At 42.2% G+C, this 21,211-nt stretch carries 15 protein-coding genes; 13 read left to right on the forward strand and 2 right to left on the reverse strand.

Annotated features, from left to right (window positions below; translation table 11 throughout):
• The coding region (locus AC1DWN_RS12275; protein WP_477559184.1) for a P-type ATPase actuator domain-containing protein at positions 1 to 868 on the reverse strand (868 nt) is incomplete at its 3' end.
• A 280-nt stretch (positions 869 to 1,148) separates the two neighbouring features.
• On the opposite strand from AC1DWN_RS12275, the gene AC1DWN_RS12280 reads away from it, so the two are divergent.
• From AC1DWN_RS12280 to tatC, 12 genes are all read left to right on the forward strand, one after another.
• Positions 1,149 to 1,331 (forward strand): DDE-type integrase/transposase/recombinase, encoded by a 183-nt coding sequence (locus AC1DWN_RS12280; protein WP_477559185.1) that lies wholly within the window; start codon positions 1,149 to 1,151, stop codon positions 1,329 to 1,331.
• Entirely contained in the window at positions 1,277 to 3,058 is a 1,782-nt protein-coding gene (locus tag AC1DWN_RS12285) for a sensor histidine kinase (protein ID WP_477559186.1), read from the forward strand. Before AC1DWN_RS12280 ends, AC1DWN_RS12285 begins: the two co-directional genes overlap by 55 nt.
• Positions 3,036 to 4,454 carry a response regulator gene (locus AC1DWN_RS12290; RefSeq protein ID WP_477559187.1) on the forward strand — a complete coding sequence of 473 codons (1,419 nt, stop codon included), beginning with the start codon at positions 3,036 to 3,038 and terminating at the stop codon, positions 4,452 to 4,454. Before AC1DWN_RS12285 ends, AC1DWN_RS12290 begins: the two co-directional genes overlap by 23 nt.
• Positions 4,455 to 4,627: 173 nt before the next feature.
• A complete protein-coding gene (locus AC1DWN_RS12295; RefSeq protein WP_477559188.1) occupies positions 4,628 to 6,271 on the forward strand; it encodes an extracellular solute-binding protein in 1,644 nt (547 codons plus the stop codon).
• A gap of 71 nt (positions 6,272 to 6,342) precedes the next feature.
• Positions 6,343 to 7,233: an ABC transporter permease gene (locus AC1DWN_RS12300; RefSeq protein WP_477559189.1), complete on the forward strand. Its 891-nt coding sequence runs from the start codon at positions 6,343 to 6,345 to the stop codon at positions 7,231 to 7,233.
• A 27-nt stretch (positions 7,234 to 7,260) separates the two neighbouring features.
• Positions 7,261 to 8,145 (forward strand): carbohydrate ABC transporter permease, encoded by an 885-nt coding sequence (locus AC1DWN_RS12305; protein ID WP_477559190.1) that lies wholly within the window; start codon positions 7,261 to 7,263, stop codon positions 8,143 to 8,145.
• A 35-nt stretch (positions 8,146 to 8,180) separates the two neighbouring features.
• The gene (locus AC1DWN_RS12310; RefSeq protein ID WP_477559191.1) at positions 8,181 to 10,841 is read left to right on the forward strand and encodes a hypothetical protein; all 2,661 of its coding nucleotides are present in this window, start codon (positions 8,181 to 8,183) and stop codon (positions 10,839 to 10,841) included.
• Between the two features lie 54 nt (positions 10,842 to 10,895).
• Positions 10,896 to 12,842, forward strand: a complete 1,947-nt coding sequence (locus AC1DWN_RS12315) for a DUF4838 domain-containing protein (protein WP_477559192.1) — start codon at positions 10,896 to 10,898, stop codon at positions 12,840 to 12,842.
• A gap of 2 nt (positions 12,843 to 12,844) precedes the next feature.
• Positions 12,845 to 14,674 carry a glycosyl hydrolase family 28-related protein gene (locus AC1DWN_RS12320; RefSeq protein WP_477559193.1) on the forward strand — a complete coding sequence of 610 codons (1,830 nt, stop codon included), beginning with the start codon at positions 12,845 to 12,847 and terminating at the stop codon, positions 14,672 to 14,674.
• 34 nt (positions 14,675 to 14,708) lie between these two features.
• Complete coding sequence (locus tag AC1DWN_RS12325) at positions 14,709 to 17,051, forward strand: family 78 glycoside hydrolase catalytic domain (RefSeq protein ID WP_477559194.1); 2,343 nt, start codon at positions 14,709 to 14,711, stop codon at positions 17,049 to 17,051.
• Between the two features lie 19 nt (positions 17,052 to 17,070).
• Positions 17,071 to 17,283 (forward strand): twin-arginine translocase TatA/TatE family subunit, encoded by a 213-nt coding sequence (locus AC1DWN_RS12330; protein ID WP_477559195.1) that lies wholly within the window; start codon positions 17,071 to 17,073, stop codon positions 17,281 to 17,283.
• Positions 17,280 to 18,002, forward strand: a complete 723-nt coding sequence (gene tatC / locus AC1DWN_RS12335; protein WP_477559196.1) for a twin-arginine translocase subunit TatC — start codon at positions 17,280 to 17,282, stop codon at positions 18,000 to 18,002. Before AC1DWN_RS12330 ends, tatC begins: the two co-directional genes overlap by 4 nt.
• A 363-nt stretch (positions 18,003 to 18,365) precedes the next feature.
• Here the strand turns inward: tatC and AC1DWN_RS12340 are convergent, their stop codons facing one another.
• Complete coding sequence (locus AC1DWN_RS12340) at positions 18,366 to 19,472, reverse strand: copper resistance D family protein (RefSeq protein WP_477559197.1); 1,107 nt, start codon at positions 19,470 to 19,472, stop codon at positions 18,366 to 18,368.
• A 949-nt stretch (positions 19,473 to 20,421) separates the two neighbouring features.
• Between AC1DWN_RS12340 and AC1DWN_RS12345 the strand changes: the two genes are divergently transcribed.
• A complete protein-coding gene (locus tag AC1DWN_RS12345; RefSeq protein WP_477559198.1) occupies positions 20,422 to 21,168 on the forward strand; it encodes a response regulator transcription factor in 747 nt (248 codons plus the stop codon).
• Positions 21,169 to 21,211: the final 43 nt, after the last annotated feature.

Raw genomic sequence — 21,211 nt, forward strand, 5'->3', positions numbered from 1 at the left:
GAAGAAGCCCTTCATTATTAATGCTTCCGCCGTAAACGAGCTCTCCTGATTCTTTCTCCACCGGAAGCGATTCTCCCGTAATGGCAGCCTCATTCACAGAGCTCTTACCTTCTGAGACGATTCCATCTGAAGGGATTTTTTCACCAGGCTTTATCCTTACGAAATCGCCGACTTGAAGGGACGATATTGGTACCACGGTTTCCTGTCCGTTTTCGATCTTTAAGGCTTCCTTTGGGGCGACTTGAAATAAGGCTTCCATAGAACGTCGAGCTTTTTCCATACCGTAGCCTTCAAGCAGCTCATTAAGTCCAAACAATATCGCTACGAGAGTAGCTTCCTTCCATTYTCCAATGGATATGGCCCCTACTAAAGCGATGGTCATTAACGTATCGATATTAAATTTTAACTTGATTAAATTTTTGAGTCCGCGGAAAAATGTCGTGTAGCCGCTGATGATTGTAGCAATGACATATAAAAGAATGACTGCTTGCTTATCGAGTACACCATCGAGCAGTAAGGCTGCGGCATATATGACAGCTGATGAAATAAGCATCTTGAGCATTTTCGAGTTACCTTCTGTATGACTGTGATCATGTCCATCATGATCATGGTGACTATGATTATGTTCGCTATGGTCATGGCCGCTATGATCGTGCACCGCATTTGACTCAGAGCTTTTATCAATGTAGGCATTGTCTGATTTTAAAATTTTGTTTACGTCAGCCATTGAAATCTGAGGACTAACCGTTAATTTTCCAGAGTTATAGCTAAGTTTGGCATCTTCGCCATGTTCTAATTTTTGAATTTCTTCCTCAATTCTGAGGGCACAGCCACCACAAGACAATCCCTTAATGCGATATTCATTCATCAGATAACCCTCTCCTAAGTCATTATATGAGCATTTGTTCATATAATATGCGATTCCAAGATTTATGTCAAAGGTATTCTCTCCAATTAGGCATGAAAACATGAAAATCACCGACGTGTGTCATCTTATGCAGCCCGAGATTATTTCTATTTCACTTATTACTGCTGAACTACGGTCTCTGCTACAGGTGTCCCACTTTCGGTTTTTACGCAGGATTTTATCTAAATGTAACGAATCTATGATATCAGATGAGAAGTAGGTATATGTCAAGTGTCGACAAATGAAAAATGATTCCTATAGGACTGATGAGACTTATATTAAAGTCAATGGGCAACGGAATTATCATTACAGAGAAGTGGATTCAAACGGAAACTCGAATTATTTCGCGCTGTCTATGGAGGGATGCTTGTGCCATTCAAATTTGTTAAACAGAACAGATGCCTATCTTGGATATACTCGTTAAAAAGCAGACTGATCGTTGTATTTTTGCTAAGTGCGTTGATTCCTTTAGTACTAATAGGGAGTATCTCGTACTATTCAATCAGCTCTATTCTTGACAATAAAATGAAAAGCAGCGTCATGGACAATTTGAAACAGGTTAAATTCTCACTCGAAAACACGCTTAGTAACTTAAATCACGTTTCTCAGCAGTTGGCATTCGACGGGAGGGTCGGCAGTGATCTTGCGAAATACTTAGGAACAAAAGATGTATTTGAGAAAAATCAACTGGCACAAGATATACAAAATAATTTACATCTTATAAGTTTTACAAATCCTAGTCTGGGAATGGTATTTTATTATTTTCCGGATTCCAAACAAATTATCTTTAAAGAATCAGTACCCAGCAGGGAGTTTGAGACGAGCCAACTACCTGTCTTACTACAGTTGAATGAAATGACCTATTATGGACCACACCGAACGAATAATCGTTTTATTGATTCAACTGTACTCTCGGTGACAAGGGAAGTGGATGTTCCTGGATATGACACTTTATTTGTCTATATTGAAACAAGCTTTGAGTTAGCGGGAAATATCTTGGGCGCTGATCAATCAGGGTCTGGTATGAAAGTAACCCACTTAGTAATCGATAATCACAACCGAGTTGCTTATAGTGACAATGAGCGGCAGTACAAGATTGGAACGACGTATCGAGACAGACAGCAATTAAGTGACTTACGCGATGAAAACAATGGTAACTACCTATTCGAACAAAAGCATAACCAAGGCTGGAAAGTTGTTGCGGTCATTTCAGAGGCTGATTATAATCGAGAAAAAAACCGCTGGATCACGCAGTTTGGGTTATTTACGTGTCTTTCTTTGGTTATATCGCTTATTTTAGCTTGGGTTATATGGAAAACCGTATACCGCCCACTGAACAGTTTGAAAAAAGAAATCAACTCAATGAAAAACAGTAATTTTCATTCCGCTGTAAAGATCACGAAAATCCGGGAGTTCGATTATTTGCTTGAACAGTTCCAGGAGATGAAAAAACGGGTATGGGAGCTTCTGGGTGAAGTTGAACAGAAAGAAAAACGTAAGACGGAGCTGGAGCTGGAGAAGCTCTTGTTTCAAATTAACCCTCATTTTATCCATAACACCTTGGATACGATCCGTTGGTTGGCACGATCAAAGGGATTAACAGATATCGATCATCTCATTTCGACATTAATTAAAGTACTATATTATAACATGGGAAAAGGGGGCATCTCGACAATCGAAAAGGAAATAGAGGCGCTTCAAGATTATGTTGCTTTACAGCAAGCACGTTATGATTTTCAATTTGATGTGCGTATCCATGCTAGTATCGATGTAATGGATATCATTATTTCAAGGTTTATTTTGCAGCCACTAGTTGAAAACAGTTTGTACCACGGACTTCGCGACGATGGGGTCATCGAGGTTAATATCTCACTTGAAGGAGAGCGGTATACGATTATTCAAGTTAGTGACAATGGGATTGGAATGACTGAAGAGGATATCCATCGATTGATGAGTGGACAATCCCGTGAACAGCGACAGGTTGGAATGGGAATTGGACTTTATTACGTACATCGAATGATCAAAGCTCAGTTTGGCGAAGAAGCGAAGTTGGATATTACGAGTACTTTGGGACGTGGAACATCAATGATATTAAGGTTGCCTATGCAAAATAAAGGGGGAGTCTTGGATGTTGAAGGTACTGGTCGTTGACGATGATAAATTGGTACGCGGGGGATTAATTACCTTGATGCCCTGGGCCGAATTTGGGTTGCAAGTGGTTGGTGAGGCGAACAATGGCGAGAAAGCGCTGGCCATGATGAAGGAACTCAAAGTTGATCTGCTGATTACCGATTTAGCTATGCCGATTATGTCCGGTATGGAACTTATGCGTAACGTCAAGGCGTTATATCCGCAAGTGTGGATGGTCGTCCTATCCTTTCATCAAGATTTTGAACTTGTGCAGGAAGCTCTTAGGCTGGGTGCAATCGATTACATTGCGAAGGCACAAATGGAACAAGAGAAAATGGAAGAAGTGCTTAGGAGAATTATTAATCGGATACGTCACGAACAGGCGCAAAGGGCCGCGCATGTAGTTCAATCGTCGTTAGACAATGATGCTGCCAGTTCAAATCTATTTCAAGAGAGAATAGTATTCATTGCTTTAAACGATGAGGTCAATATGCAATCGCTTAGGCAGTGCTCATTTGTGAAAATAGAACTATTATCAGAATTGGATAGAGGGTTATATTTGTTAAATGCTTACAGACAGGAGCAAGAGACGGGAGATATCGACACGGAATTATCGCATTTGCAGCTTAACGGGCATTGGGCTATTGTGCAAGTTCAAGGCAGGCAGCAAATGGATAACCATTTGTTGGGGAAAAGATTGAGAGAGTATAAAGAGCATTCTTTTTTTTATGAGTATGAACAGGGAAGAAGCATTTATGTTTTTAACGTAGACAATACGAGTAGCGATGGCCATCGATTCCAAGGGAATTTAAACATTATGCGTGATCGATGGTCCACGTTGCACTGGGTCATTGATGACGAATTATTTCAGGATATGATTCGGGAGATCGAACAAATACGACCTACAATTAGTCAACTAGAATCCATTTTCTATGCAGCGAAGAAAGACTGGCATCGAATTGTGCCTGATCTTACAGATTTCTTGGATAGCTATCCTAGCATGCTCTATTGGCTAGAATGGAAGAAGTGGCTGAAGGAAGTTCGAATTCAGTTGAGTCAGAAAATAAATAAGCCGAAGTTATCCAACGATATTTCGCACAGCATATTGAAATCCGTACAATATATTCAACAAAAATTAAGTTGGGAAATTCGACAAGATGATGCGGCTAAAGCAGCGAGCATGAGCAGAAGTTATTTCAGCCTTTGTTTCAAACAAACAATGGGAAAATCTTTCAATGATTATGTCCGGGATGAGAGAATCGATTTAGCGCAACAATTGCTTGAACAAACGACAAATCCRATCTATAAGGTGGCAGAACAATGCGGTTATCCAAATGAAAAGTATTTTAGTAGAGTGTTTCGAGAACAAAAGGGCTTGTTGCCGAGTGAATATCGTGCAATGAAAGGAAAAGGGTGAAAAATTGTTCGAAGCAAGGTTCATTTTTATCTGATTGGTTCATGATTACTTCACAAGAAAAATAAATCGTATACCATACTAAAGACCGTTTTGACTCCCGTCAGCGGTCTTTATTGTTTTATAATTGCAATAGATTGATCAATCGATATCAAACAAGAAAAGGGGATGTATCAATGAAAGTTACGAGCAAAGCTATAACTACTCTGATAGCGCTTACTTTGTTGTTCGCGTCAGCATGTAGCAACAGTAAGACAAATGGTGCAAATGAAACGCAAGACAATGTTGGCAGCACGGGTAGTCCGTCCGCTGAGGGCGGGCAAGAAGCAGTGGTTATGGATCCATTCGGTAAGTACGCTGAGCCGGTGACGTTGACTATCGGGAAGGAAGTACCACCAGATGATAAATCGTTGCCTGCGGGGGATACCGTTGAAAATAATCAATTTACCCGATACTTCGAAGAAAAGCTCAACTTAAAATTCAAAGCAGCTTGGATTGCTACATCTGGTGATTCTTTCGATCAGAAGCTAAAGCTATCCATTTCCAGCAATGATATACCGGATGCTATGGTTGTCGGTGAGAAAGAATTACGATTGCTTGTCAAAGCGGGACAAGTAGAAGATTTGACAGAAGTTTATCAAAATTACGTTTCACCTACTTTGAAATCCATGTATGACGGAACAGAAGGTAGATCCCTAGAAGCAGCAACATTTGATGGGAAATTGATGGCTTTACCTAATGTCAATGTGGAAGCAGATGCAATCCAACTACTTTGGATACGTCAAGATTGGCTCGATAAGCTAGGACTTCAGCCTCCAAAAACGATCGAGGATCTAAAGAACGTAGCCAAAGCCTTCATTGAGAATGATCCCGATGGGAATAATAAAGCCGATACGTTGGGACTTGTTGGAACGAATTTCGAACCCATTTACGCGTCGTATCATGCGTATCCAAGACTTTGGATGAAAGATGATTCCGGAAAAGTCACATATGGTTCGGTAAGTCCGGAAACCAAACAAGCGTTGTCCAAGTTGAGGGAGATGTACGAGGAGGGCTTGATCGACAAGGAATTTGCTATCCGTAAAGATATGAATGAGCTTCTCGTTAGCGGCAAAGCGGGGATGTATTTTTCGCCTTGGTGGGCACCTTGGTATCCTCTAGCCGATACGGTGAAAACAAATCCAAATGCTCAATGGAGAGCGTATCCGGTTCCGCTTGACAGTACTGGCGTTTTCAACACGAGATTGAATCCGGCTAGTTCTATGTTTTTCGTTGTTAAGAAAGGTTATAAGCATCCTGAGGCGTTGGTTAAATATATGAATGTGTATTCTAGTGTTGAAACGGATCCTGAAGCGATTGCCAAGCTCGATAGTAAAGTGAATGCATTTTACTATCCTCTCCGTTCCACGATGGTTGCTCCGAATGTTGTGACGGTACGTTATAACGCTGTGAAACAAGCGTTAGCAGGTGAACTTAAAGCGGATCAATTAACTGTGGACCAGAAAGATATTTATGAGAAGGTTCTAAGGGAACAGGCGAATCCGCTTGCGGATATGGGAGATTGGTCATATACAAATGCTTATCTCGTCGGAGCAGCTGCATTGGAAGTGAATATGAACAAAGTGTATGGAGCGTTTTACTCGCAAACGAAAGCGATGGAACTGAAGTGGCCGGCTTTAGATAAGCTTGAAAATGAGTATTTCATCAAAATTATCATGGGAACTGAACCGATTGATTCATTCGATAAATACGTGGAAGAATGGAAACGAACCGGCGGGGACGAAATTACGGCGGAAGTAGAAGAAGCAACTAAGAAGTAAATAAAATGCAGCCATTCGTTATGAAGTGACTTGGAACGAATGGCTACAGCTAACTGGTGGTGAATGAGTCATTGAGAAATAGATGGATTGAATTACAATATCACATGATGCTGATGCCAGGCATTGTCCTATTGATTATTTTTGGCATAATTCCCTTATTCGGGATCATAATTGCATTTCAGGACTTTAATCCCGGCAAAGGCTTCTTTCATTCCGAATGGGTAGGTTGGGATAACTTTCGATATATGTTCGAATTATCTGATAGCAAAACGATATTTTTTAATACGTTATCGATTGCGATTTCAAAAATTATCGCTCACCTCGTAATTCCGCTAATGTTTTCTTTAATGCTTCATGAGCTAAGGACCCGAGCTCTAAAACGATGGATTCAAACGATTGTATATATGCCCCATTTTCTATCATGGGTAATTCTATCCGGAATTCTGATTCAGCTTCTCTCCATAGATGGGCCTATAAATCAATTGACTCGGTTATTTGGAATCGAGCCTATTATGTTCTTGGGAAGCAATCAATGGTTTCCCGTAATCGTAGTACTCAGTGATGTATGGAAGGAGTTCGGTTTCGAAACGATTATTTACTTGGCTGCACTTACTGGAATTAGCCCGACATTGTACGAGGCTGCCGAAATTGATGGAGCGAATCGCTGGCAGAAAATGATTTATGTAACGCTTCCTGGAATAACAACGACTGTTGTACTATTGGCGACCTTGAGTCTAGGGAACGTATTGAACGCCGGTTTCGATCAAATTTTTAATTTATACAACCCTGTGGTCTATTCATCCGGAGATATTATTGATACCTATGTATATCGGGTAGGTCTCCTTAACATTCAATATGGCTTGGCAACGGCGGTTGGTCTGCTGAAATCCGTCATTGCGCTAGTGCTTTTGGTCATCTCCTATAAGCTAGCTTCGAAGTTTGCTAATTATCGAATATTTTGATTTGTTTAAGAAACTAGGTGGTTTACTATGGATAACTTGCGAAAATATAAATTGAGCATGACAGATTATATATTAATCAGTGTGCTTATTACGATTACGTTATTATGTTTAGCTCCGATATGGCATACAGTTGTTATTTCCTTTAGTGATAAGTCTGCTGTTGCGAGTGGGAGAGTACAATTCATTCCTATTGATTTCAATTTAAATTCTTATAAAAAAATTTTAGAAGATGATCAATTTTTTGCAGCATTTATGATATCTGTCAAACGTGTGCTGTTGGGTGGAGGAATTCAATTTGCAATTACGATTCTGATGGCTTACCCGCTCGCGCTGAACGTCTCGGAGTTTAGAAGCAGAAATCTTTATATGTGGTTCATAATATTCACAATGCTTTTCGGTGGAGGTTTGATTCCATGGTACTTGACGATTAAATCACTTGGACTACTAAACTCCATATGGGGACTCGTCATTCCTGGAGCCGTACCGGTTTTTAACGTGATTTTGCTTATGAATTTCTTTCGAGCTATTCCGAAGGAGTTGAGGGAAGCAGCACTCATTGATGGAGCAGGACCTTGGTATTTAATGCTTCGGATTTATGTTCCTTTGGGTGTTCCTGCATTGGCAACCGTCACCTTATTCAGTATTGTCGGCCACTGGAATTCGTTTTTCGATGGGCTCATTCTAATGAGTAGACCGGAGAATTACCCATTGCAAACCTATATTCAGCAATTGGTAGTAAAAATCAACTTAGAAGAAATGGACTCCGAAAAGCTTCGGGAATTGGGGAAAATTTCAGACAAAACCTTAAATGCAGCAAAGATTGTCGTTTCTATGGTTCCAATCTTAGCGATCTATCCATTATTGCAGCGTTACTTTATTCATGGGATAACGCTTGGATCCGTTAAAGAATAATCGTTGCTCCCAAAGGCGGAAAGTGGGGAAATACGTTGAAGAAATATATCGCAATTGAATGGGGAAATAGCCCAAAACATGGTCATGTTTATGTTACTAACGGAGAAATTAGCCAATTCGAGTTTGCCCAAGGCGAGGGGCAATTTCTACAGAATCAATTCGTGATGAAGAGCAATGGCCTGTGCAGGCTGCAGCTTTTGATTGAGGAACAAAGTAACAGCATCGCAAAGGAAGTTCGAAAGACGATAGTCACAATTGCAGCGGATACGAACCCATTTAGCTTTTTTCTAAGCGATGTCAATCAAGCTTGTCCGATTTACCTTTCTGATTATGGTGTAGTGGTTACCGAAGCATGCGACCCAAGATCCTATACGCAAATCTCGGAGCAGATTCGCAGTATTGGTCTTTTGACCAATCTGGAGAAAATGGAATTGGAGCCGGAGGAATCGTACGAAGCGGCGGCAAGCCATACACGGAATCAAGCTTGTCCGACATGGCTTGGGCTAAGCAGAGATATTCGTATTTTTGAAGTCAATGTCAGAGGGACGATGGGCAATACCTTCTGGCAATCCCCCTTTGCAGGTTCCGAGCTCCAGTGGGATTCGGTACAGCCTAGGCTTCATGGTTCAGAAGTAGGGTTACCAGAAAATCAGAATCAACCTGTCCGCTACCAGTACATGGTCGGTCGGGGAATCGGCTGTGTGGACGGTGTTACAAGAAGATTGGAAGAGGGCGTTCTGCCCATTTTGCATACAGAGATCGTCGATGATGACATCATCTATCATGCTGTTTCGTTTGTTTCTTATGAGAAGAGCGGACTTCGTGAGGAAACCTTGATGGGTACTCACTACTTAATTGCCGATGGCTATGGGTTTGGTCATATGCTCACAGAAGAACAGAATAAGCATCGTGAGAAACTGCTTGAGCAGGAATGGAAGCACATGGAGGAAACGGTGCTATATTACCGGGCACAAGCGGTAAATACGGCACAAGTTCCGAGATATGCTTGGTTTAAGAATGTTATACCTAACGGAGGAGCCCTTTCTTACCAGTTTGATAAGGAACATGGCATATCATCTTACGATGTTGATCGGGTATATTGCGTAGCCAAACTAAACGGAAGCCCTATCCATGCCGAAGAAAGCGCCATTCTGCTCATGCCGGGAGAAACGGCAACCTACGAGTTTTATTTACCGCATCAGCCGATTTCTCGAACACGAGCCGAGAAATTAATCATGCAGGACTATAACTCGCGGTATGTGGAATGCATTGAGTTCTGGAAGCGAAAGCTTGCACGTGGAGGGCAAATGCATTTGCCTGAACAACGGGTGGATGAAATGGTCAAGGCTGGTTTGCTGCATCTTGATCTTGCCTGTTACGGCAATGAACCGGAGGGGACGATCGTTCCGGCAATCGGCTTGTATACCGCTATAGGTTCGGAAAGCTCGCCAATTATCCAATTCATGGATTCTATGAGGTGGGGGGATGTGGCCCAAAGATCAGTTACTTATTTTCTAGACAAACAGCATGAGAACGGTTTCATTCAAAATTTCGGCGGATATATGCTCGAAACCGGTGCTTTTTTGTGGTGTATCGGTGAGCATTACAGGTATATACGTGATGAGAATTGGATTAATGAGATCAAGCCTAAGTTGTTGAAATCATATGAGTATCTAATGGATTGGCGGTTAAAAAATTGCGAAGGCGACAGAGAAGACCTCGGGTTCGGGATGCTTGAGGGCAAAACGGCAGATCCAGAGGATCCATTTCATTCTTTTATGCTGAACGGATACGCTTATCTTGGATTAAGCAGATTGTCAGAAATTCTTTCCAATTCTGAACCTGAATTATCATCAAAAATTAGGGAGGAGGCCGAAAGTTTTAAGCTGGATATTCGTTATGCATATTTCAAAGCAATTGCGCAATCACCAGTAGTTCCATTAGGAAATGGACACTGGGTTCCTTCAGCACCACCATGGGTACAGTATCGAGGGCCTTTGGCTTTATTCGCCGAAGGTGGAAAATGGTTTACGCACGGAACGTTTATGGGACGTGATTCATTATTAGGCCCTATGTATTTGATATTTCAGGAAGTCATTCAGACGGACGAGTTAGCTGCTGATTACCTTCTGCAGTATCATACCGAGCTTATGTTCACGCAGAATGTGGCATTTAGTCAGCCATATTATAGCATTCATCCCTGGGTTCACTTGAAACGAGGCGAAGTGAAGCCATTCCTTAAAGCTTATTACAACAGCTTCTCAGGATTGGCGGATCGAGACACCTATTCGTTTTGGGAGCATTATTACCAGGTAAGTCCGCACAAAACCCATGAGGAAGCTTGGTTTCTGTTGCAGACGAGATGGATGCTATACATGGAAGAGGGAGACGTGTTAAACCTGCTCCCGGGAATACCGAGTAAATGGATGGAACATGGGAAGAAGATTCAATTAGATCAAGTCGTCAGTTACTTTGGTGCCTTTTCGTTACTTGTCGAGTCGCGTGTGGATGAGGGATATATCTCCTTGAAGCTGCAGTTCCACTCGGATCGATTCCCGAAATCGGTGAGAATCAGGCTCCCTCATCCTGAAGGTAAACCTCTTCGTGAAACGAAGGGAGGCCAGTACATCAGCGCTCGGGACAGGATTGAAACTTCTCTCGAAAGCGCCAGCATCGAGGTTAGCGTTTATTTTTAACACTATGAATAGGTACGGTACGGAACCGCTTAGTAATGAGGAGGAAGAAAGACATTGGCTGTTAGAGAGCTTGTTATATACCAATTAGGCGTTAATCCGATCGTTACATTCGCTTCAAGGGAGCTGGCGTCTTATTTAAAACAAATGTCTGCTGGGTTGACGATTGATGTACAGCATAGAGAGCAATATGATTCCTTACTTGAACCGGGTATTTGGCTTGGGTTGATGTCCGAGATCGGACTAGGGCAGGAGCAGAAGCAGAAGAGCGATTCGGGTAATCTTTCTCCATCGGATGACGCGATTCATATCGATGTTGCTGACGGCAAAGGTTTTATTTCTGGTACGAATTTCCGCAGTATCCTGATTGGTTGCTATCGCTTCCTAACGGAAGCAGGTTGCCGATGGGTGCGCCCGGGCAAGGATGGGGAGTATATCCCATCCGCAGCGATCATGGATTTGAAAGTTCGTGTTGTGGAGACACCGACTTACCGCCACCGGGGTGTATGTATAGAAGGTGCGGTCAGTTATGACCATGTGCTGCAAATGATTGACTGGTTGCCGAAGGTGGGAATGAATAGCTACTTTATCCAATTTCGGGAGGCCTATACTTTCTTTGAACGATGGTATAAGCACGAAAATAATCCTTTGTTGCCTCCAGAGCCCTTCTCTGCTGAAGACGCGAGGGATCTGGTAAGTCGTCTCGAGATAGAGATCGCACAAAGAGGGTTGTCTTATCATAAGGTTGGACACGGATGGACGAGTGAGCCTTTCGGGCTTGACTGTCAGGGCTGGTACCCTGGTGAATACGAACTAGATCCGAAAATCGTGCCCTATCTAGCCGTTGTTCAAGGAAAAAGACAATTATGGGGCGGAGCTCCGATCAATACGAATTTATGCTATTCCAATAAGGATGCCAGAACAATTGTCATACAGGATATAACCAAATATTTAACATATAATCCCGGCATCGATTTGCTTCATGTTTGGTTAGCTGATCATGCCAACAATCACTGCGAATGCGACAATTGTCAGAAACGAATCCCGTCAGATTTTTACGTACAAATGTTGAATGAGTTAGATGAGGATTTAACCGCTGCCGGAATCGAAACGCGTATTGTGTTTCTTGTTTATTTAGATCTGCTATGGGCGCCTCAGATTGAGAAGATTCGCAACCCGGACCGGTTTGTGATGATGTTTGCTCCGATCACCAGAACTTACAGCCGGCCCTATACTTCCGAAACAGAGCATGTAAAACTGCCGGAGTATAAGCGGAATCAACTGGTCATATCGTCTTCGGTTGATGTGGCGATCGGATTTTTACAGTCGTGGCAGTATATTTTCGAAGGGGACAGCTTTTCGTTCGACTATCACTTCATGTGGGATCACTACTTTGATCCGGGTTATATACAGGTCGCCGAAAGACTCCATGAGGATATCCGGAATTTAAAGCAGATCGGATTAAACGGATTGATCAGCTGTCAAACCCAAAGAGCCTTTTATCCAACCGGGCTTTGCATGTACGTAATGGGAATGACGCTATGGAACGATCAACTTCCATTGAAAGACATTGTCGATGATTATTTCCGGAATGCTTTTGGAGAAGAAGGGTATCTTTGCAGTGATTACCTATCCTTATTGTCTAGGTTGTTTAATCCGCCATACTTGCGTGGGGAGGAGGAGAGTGTTAACGCGGAGCAGGCGGATATTTATAAACAAATCCCACAGTTGATCACACAATTCGAACCCGTTATTCTTAGAAATTTACAGAATGGGCACACGTGCCATGCTCAATCATGGCGTTATTTACAGCTTCACTCCACAATCGCAATCTGTTTAGCTTCGATGGTCGAAGCAAGAGCAAGCGGGGACGAGGCAAGTTGCCGATTACACTGGGAGAAGTTGAAAGTATACGTGCAGGAAAAGGAAACAGAGTTGCAATACGTATTTGATGTGTATGAATTTATATTCACTTATGAATCCAGATTCTTCAAGGAGGAATGAACATGTCAGATCAAAAGCTTGAGCAGGGGCAGGTTATGGAAAAAAGCAAAGAAGAGGTCAAAGAAGCGGAGCGTACAAACTTTATTAGCAGAAGAAAAATGCTGGCCTCGTTAGGTCTAGCAGGCGTTGCATTAGCATCAAGCACATTGCTGAATGGAGTGCCAGGAATTGGAGTGGCGCATGGCCAGACTTCAAATGGAGGCAACGACGGCGGGAATAAAAGGAAGAAAACAAGGCCGCGGGACTTGATGAATTCGGATTATTGTGAAGCAGTGACGATTGCCCAATTACGTGTGGAAGTGAATCCGAACGCGGGATGTATATTTTTCGTTACGGATGTTGGACAAGAGGGTCCTTTTTATTACGATTCAGGAGATACCACATCGTCTGATAATATAGGGTTGGTGATTGTCTCCGCATCAGGAGCTCGGTTTAAGAGAATCTTCGACGGCGCAGTCAATGTAAAGTGGTTCGGAGCGAAGGGAGATGGAGTTACTGACGATACAGCTGCTTTCCAAGCAGCGATCAGTTCTGTCATTTCTCATGGTAATCGTAATCTAATGGCGCCGACGGCTTCGTACAAAATAGCCGGAACGATATTGGTGCCGAGTGGATACAGTATTGATTTGTGCTGGTCTACTTTAGTAGGTAACGGACTTAATACGAACACGATTTTCGAATCCGCATATGTAAACGCTTTAGGCGGCTTAACTAGTAATATCGGCACGCCTCCTGAGTCCAATCGGGTAATCAATACAATAATTCGAAAAGGGATTATTCAATACTGCGGCAAAGCTTTTCATTTGTATAATTTCAACGAAGGCTGCGAATTGTCTGACTTCAATTTCTTCGAGTGCACATATAGCGTACATTCTTCGCGTCCTTTCTACTCCCGCTATGTAAATTTGATGAGCCGCGGGGTGGCTAATGGAGCCCTGAATGCGGCATTCTATTTCGACACCTATGTGAATGTCGTGGTCATGGAAAGCCTGTTTTGTACCGATCGCAAGCTGTGTTTTGAAATTGCGACTGCAGCGGAYGGGCTACTCATTCAAAATTGCTCCGCCGAATCCTGCGAGAACGGATTCAAGATATCCGGCGAAGGTAATCTGATTACATTTGAAAACAATTACTTTGAGTTCATTACCGGAACGGCTATCGACATGTCGGGCTCTCTTCGGAAAAATAGCATCACGATAGATAATAACTGGTTTCATGGCGTCAACGTTGCAATGAAAGGAACGACGGTACTGAATGGACGAGTCGGTAGGGGGAATAGGTATTTTAGCGGCAATTGCTTGATTGACTTTAGCGATGATTATTACGATTTTGTCAATGTTGAAGTGGACGAGCAAGTAAGTCCGACCAGTCAAATTCCATCCCAAGCGCCTAATCTTCTGTTAGGCGGTAAATGTGAGCTTGATCAAACCAATGTTCAATATGATCCTATATCTGGACTTGCCGTTGCGAAAGCCAAGGTTCTTCACGGGTTGATTCCATTTCTATATAACGGCGATAGCGGCGAAGTGGCCGAACAAGTTTTGTTTTGCAACGTGAGCAGCTCCGGGGGTATTCATTTTGATGTCATTGTGGACACGGGAATTGCATTTAGGCCTTCAACCATGATGTGCGCATTTCGATTAAATATTAGTGATCAAACTGATCGTTACGTTATTTATGGGAACATATATGGCGACAAGGTTATGCAATTCGATTCTACGGGGAAATTAGTGACGGTTGCAAATAACAATGGGAAGCTGCAACTCAAGGCGTCGGGCTTCTCGGATCCTCTCGGACAATATGTTTGCGAAGGTGTTGTACGTATCTTGTAAGAATGTATCCATAACGGAAGGAATGTGTATCAGATTGGTTGTTAATTTAGAGAACTCGTCTTGGATTTGGGGAGAAAGCGACGTTAATGAAGTCAATCAGTACGTAGAATTTCGGCATGAGTTTAGTATCCTTATTGTCCCGAGGACTGCAAACTTGTATATTTCCGCGGATTCGGAATATTGTGTATGGGTCAACGGTCAATTTGTCGATTGTGGGCAATATGATGATTATCCTCAGAACAAAGTTTACGATGTCCTGGACATTCACAATTTCTTGAAGCCTGGCAATAATGTACTGTGCGTATTGGCTTACTATCAAGGTGAGAGCAGCTTTCAATATATTAAAGGAAGTCCAGGTTTGATTTATGTTCTTGAAGCAGAGGGGATAGATGTCCAGAGCGGAGACCAAACGTATTTTCGAGTTTCTCGGTCATACATAAATGGCGTTGTTCCAAAAATTTCGGATATGCTTTCTTTTTCTTTCGAGTATGACGCCAGTAAGGAGGATGATTGGGTTTCCTGCAACTATGTGATGAATGGGGAATGGAAGCGAGYGGTGGCAAGTGAGCGCTCATCGGGGAAAGTGAAGACCACTTTAAGTAACAGGCCGATCCATAAACTCTCGATTAAACCTAGAAGTCCCGTTCAGATGATCTCACAAGGCGTATTCCTGAGAAGAGGAGATTCGGCATCTACCCTTGCACAGCTTATGCAAAGCGATTTTTTATCTTATCAATCTCCGGGAGTTCTATTTGAAGAGTTTGCTCCAGGTTCCTTACCTGCTGATGGGGGATTGGAGATTAAAGCCTCACCATTTTCACAATATGACGGTATATATTTGCTTCTAGACCTGGGTCGCCAAGAGTGTGGGTTTCTAGATCTGGACTTTGAATCGGAAGAGGGAACGGTTGTTAACGTTGCCTATGGTGAGCATCTTCATGATTTAAGAGTTCGTGCAGAGGTTGGCGGCAGGAATTTTGCCGCCAGCTACCGCTGTAAGAACGGGCGGCAAATTTTCACCCATACATTCAAAAGAATTGCCGGACGCTATATCCAGCTGCATATTAGCGGCGTTAGGGATTCACTTGTCGTTTACTATGCTGGACTAAGGCCAGTGGAATATCCTGTTGAATTTAAGGGTGATTTCTCTTGCCCAGACAATCTGCACAAGCGGATTAATGAGATAGCGGTCAGGACGCTTCATCTATGCATGCATGAGCACTATGAGGATACGCCATGGCGTGAACAAGCACTTTATTCGATGGACTCACGTAATCAAGCGTTATGCGGCTATTACTGCTTTGGAGAGTACGATTTCCCGGAAGCTTCTTTTGCTTTGCTTGGTGAAGGGCTCAAAGCGGATGGTTATCTGGAAATATGCGCACCAGCCGAATGCCACCTTACCATTCCTGCATTCAGCCTCTTGTGGATTATCGAACGGGCAGAGCATCTTTTGTACAGCGGAAGGCTCAATACGGCAAAAGGTGCGTTGCAGAAAGTTAATTCCATGATGGACAATTATATTTCCGATATGAGAGATAATCTGCTGACTACACCAACGAATAAAAGGTTTTGGCACTTCTATGAGTGGTCTGAAGGAATGGACGGTAGTTCTGCGTTCCAGCCGGAGTATTCGGGGCTGCAAGAGCCTCGTCTGGATGCACCCTTGAATTTGTTTTTCGTTATGGCTCTTGAGTCAGCGGCTTTCATGGCGAAGGAATGTGGCTATCATCGATTATTTGACAAATATGCTTCGTTAGCTTCCGATGTAAAAACAGAAATACACAAACGATTTTGGAACGAAGAGAAGAGAGCCTATCGTGCATATCTAGGAAAAAATTGCACGGAGGTTTATTCGGAATTGACCCAAGCTTTGGCATTGTGTGCCTCTGTTTGTCCCCCAGCTCACGCAGAAACCCTAAGAGAACGATTGTCTCTTAAAGAAACCGGTTGGGTCCCGATAACATTGAGCCACTCGATTTATAAATTTCAAGCTTTACTAGGTGATCCAGAAAAGTACGGCCAAACCGTGTTAGACAATATTGCTCAAGATTGGGGGCACATGCTCTATAACGGAGCAACGAGTTTTTGGGAAACTCATAAAGGAGCAGAAGACTTCGCAAATGCGGGGAGTTTGTGTCATGGCTGGTCGGCTATCCCTGTTTATTTTTATTACGCATATGTACTTGGGGTGAGACCGATTGAGCCAGGGTTCAAGACATTCACGGTAGAACCATTAGCTTCAGTATTTCAACAAGCTTCAGGAATCGTTCCTACGCCTTATGGCAACATTCATGTGAGCTGGGAAAGAACTACGAATGGGCTCATTCGTAACCTGACACATCCTGATGAGATTGGTTGTATGAACGACTATTAAACACATTGGAGGAGTTTTAATGACAGGTATAGGAACAACAGGAATTATATTAATTAGCTTGGTGGCTCTGATCTTATTCGGGCCTAGTAAGTTACCGGAACTGGGAAGGGCATTTGGCAGGACGCTCAAGGAGTTCAAGAATGGGACAAAAGAATTAATGAGTGAGGAAAGTTCTAATAAGATTGAAAAATCAGAAATTATAAACTTAGATGAAAAGGGGAGTGGCGCTTGACTAATGAAACGGACAATGCTTCCTTAATAGAACATTTGCAAGAGCTCCGAAATCGGTTCATTTGGGTTATAGGGGTATTCCTAGTATCATTAATCATTGGTTTTTTTATAACAAATAAAATATTCGAGTTTTTAAAAAGTGAGCCGACTGCAATTGCCATTACGTTGAACGTCTTTTCACCTTCGGATGGTATTGGGATTTGGATGAAATTCTCATTTACTATCGCATTATTTATTTCGCTTCCGTATTCTCTCTATCAGTTATGGGCTTATGTTCGACCTGGTTTACTCTCACATGAAAGAAGGGCGACGATCAGGTACATTCCCTATGCGATAGCTATGTTTATTTTTGGTTTACTATTTGCATATTATCTTGTTTTCCCTATGGCCTTCTATTTTACGTTAAACATTACAAGACAGATGGGATTGCAAGAAACTTATGGTATTGCTCAGTACTTCTCGTTTATGATTAATATTTTATTGCCGGTTGCACTGCTTTTTGAGCTTCCGATTATCGTTATGTTTCTAACTAGAATAAAGCTCATAAATGCTAAGGTTTTGAAAAAACTCAGAAAGCTGGCCTATTTAATATTAATCACTGCTGCTGCTGCCCTAACCCCTCCTGATATTATTTCGGATGTTCTTGTTGCTGTTCCTTTAATTTTACTTTTTGAAATCAGTGTTTATTTGTCAAATCGGATTTATCAAAATAATATTTAAACGTGAATCCGTTTATCGGCGAGTTAACCTTAAATGGAGGGGACTACCCGAACATCAATCATTTTTTCGGGAAAATAGTTGATCTCATATTGCTGATAGGTATTATCCCCTTTAAGTAGATACTCTAAAAACCCATGTTTTAACATGAGAAAATGAGTGTACTGGAGGGGATTTTTGTATGGAAAACCATCCCCTTGAGTTGATGATTCTATAAGCTATATGAGCAGCAGGATGATGATGGCCGTGTCGTCCCCTTCTCAAAACAGTATTCTAATCCAACAGCACGACTCAGTTAAAGGAAATTCCTTAACCGCGCAAGACCAATATTCCCAGTCTAATAATCTATTATCATTAAACTCTTCTTTATTTCACAGCTAAGAGTAACCCGAGGAAAGATAGTAAAACACCGATAACCAAACAAGTAACAAACAAGCTGCGTCTATCTTTTTTATAACTTGGATACAGCAAAGCAAGAGCTAGAAGCCCCATTAGTATTAGGATGAGAGAAGATCCATTCCAGCTCCATTGCAGTGTTAACTCCTGCACATTGCCATGTAGGAACTTAAAAAACAATGAAGGAGATGGTTGTTCAAACTCGTCTTCATGTGGAGGCTCTTGAACGCCCATATAGGCTGTAATGATAAGAACAGAAAGGGCGACTAGAGTTTCCATACGAAGCCACCACTGCAATTTTCGTTCGTTTGTTCCGTTGACCGTTAGCTTTGTAAGGAAACCATTCATAAAGCCGAGCAAGAGGAGCGGCAGAAATACGAGATGCTTTAGAAGGAGAGCTTCTCCGTAATTGATTCCCCAAGAATTAAGATATCCTTCAACAAGTACTGACATCATAACGAATCCAGCTGCAATTATAAGCACAATACTGCTAATCGATAGTGGTGTAAACCAACGGATAAACGCTTTCCAATTCATGTTGCCTTTAGTAAACCACGCAACCAAAATAAGCGTTCCTAACCAGATGGATACGGCTGCAACATGAACAGATTGGGAGAGGAAGCCCCATGCAGAGAAACCGGCCGGATGGCTAGCCCATCCATGTGCCAAAATGCTGCCTAACCAAGCGACGGCAAGTGCCCACTTCGTCCATTTTTGATGAAGACCACTTAACACTGTTATCATATACATGCTGGTACAGATAATAAGGTTCCAAATCCAGGCGTTCCCGTAGGAGTAATCTTTTAATACGATAAGTAAAAGTTGAAGGAAAGGAATATCTTCGGCAAAATCACGCAGGCTAATGGCTGTTCTTAGAATAGAGAAGAACGAGAATGCTGGAATTCCTAAAATAGCATTTTGAAATAAAACATATGGCGCTTTAATAGCTGGTTTAGAGTGGTCAGGAATAAATTGGAGTAATAGATAACCACCAGTAAACGCAAATGATAAATAAAGCAGTGTTTCAAAAAAGTAGATGTACATATCTTTCAGCTCCATTACTATGGTGAGATTCACCTTCTAATAGTACCTCCAAGGCGACATTCATCCAACTCATTTTTTCTTAAATGAAGAAGGGGAATGTGTATGTCTGCTGTTCGTGGATTATGACCGCTTTTGTAAAGGCGTTAATCGATCTCAAAGGGTTTAGCGGTACTAGACCAGCAGATGTATCAGCCTTCAAGCTAGTACTTGGCTCTGCGATCTCCACGTACCTGGGATGGGGTACTTACGCGTTCATACATGGTTCCTTCATTTTGACTGGGGAAAATCTCGAATCGGGGTGAGATCTGTAATATTATTGCTGTCTAGCGTTAAGGATCTAAAAATATTCCACTGGGAATATTTTCATCTACAAGTTCTATATCGGTATGGACTGGAAGTTAATTTTGTGCTTATTGGAAATATTGTGTGTGAATTTCAARGGGGACCTCGAGGAATATTTAGCATTTTTGTAGGAAAATAAAATTCGGTATTGACAATTCAGGAAACAAAGTATACTTTTTGTATTATGCACAAAATATTATATATAATATTTAAAGGAGTTAAAAACATCTTAGAGCTAGATGCTAGGAGTAGAAAAACTAATGTAACGAAGTGTATCTAGGGGGTGACTGGGAAGAAGATCAACTCCAAAGTATCTTTATCAGATCGCACACGAGGTCATAAGGTCATTGGCAGAATACATTTTATTTTCTAGAGAAAAGGAGGGATGTTATGAAACATATAAAACGCTCTTTAATTGGATTGGTTTCTTAAGTATGTTTTGCATGATGGTCGAAGGCTTTTACTCTTGCAGCCTAGATGATGTCAACCTAATTTTCGGCCCCGTAGTAGAAGGGGTGATTGTATATTTCCCAGCAGGAAATATTTATTGAATGGCACAGGTTCTGAACTTCTGCTTATTACAGGATAAATACAACTTCTCGGAGCTGGGGCGTGATTGTTCCAAGCTGGTGGAGCTATTATGGAGCAAAGGATGAATGCTGTGAACCTTACAAAGACGGTGTTGATTATTAGAGAAGATGAGTTGAGTGGGTATTTAGTAGAACAATATCTGAGCAAGGACGGCTGGCGTACAATTGTCATGAAATGGGGTCAACAATGTATGCGAATACTCGGGGATGATCCGCCGGACCTAACCATTCTCGAGTTGAGAACGCAATCTGCCCGCACAGAGTATCTATGTCAGAGAATTAGAGAGCGTTCTCACGTTCCAATTATTGCCGTAATGCCGCCGAAAGCGGACCTAAAACCGATTGGCGTACTGTACCAAGGTGCGGATGATTACCTTATGTCACCGATTGATCCTGACGAGCTCGTCGCCAAGGCACACGCGGTGTATAGGCGTTCCGCGATATACGTCAATCAAGCCTCGCATTCGGTCAGTTATGGCTACGGTAGGCTGCTGATCGATTATCGAAGGCTATATGTACAAATCGATGGGCGGCAGGTGGCGCTTACCAACACGGAGTACAGTCTGCTGACGACGATTTGCGAGGGAATCAACCGAATATTGACCCGCACTGAACTGATGCGCAACATTCTTGGCTACAGGAGTGAAGTGGATACGCGATCGATCGATGTTCATATTAAGAATATTCGAAGAAAATTAGAGGCTAATCCGAGAGAACCCGAGATTCTGCTGACTGTAAGAGGAAGGGGATATAAAATAGGTCTCACAAAAGACAAGATGAACGAAAACGTCGTATAAATTATGTAAAGGAAGATATAACACAGCCCTTCAGGCAAATGCC

The organism is Paenibacillus sp. P4_A7 (genome assembly GCF_056402455.1).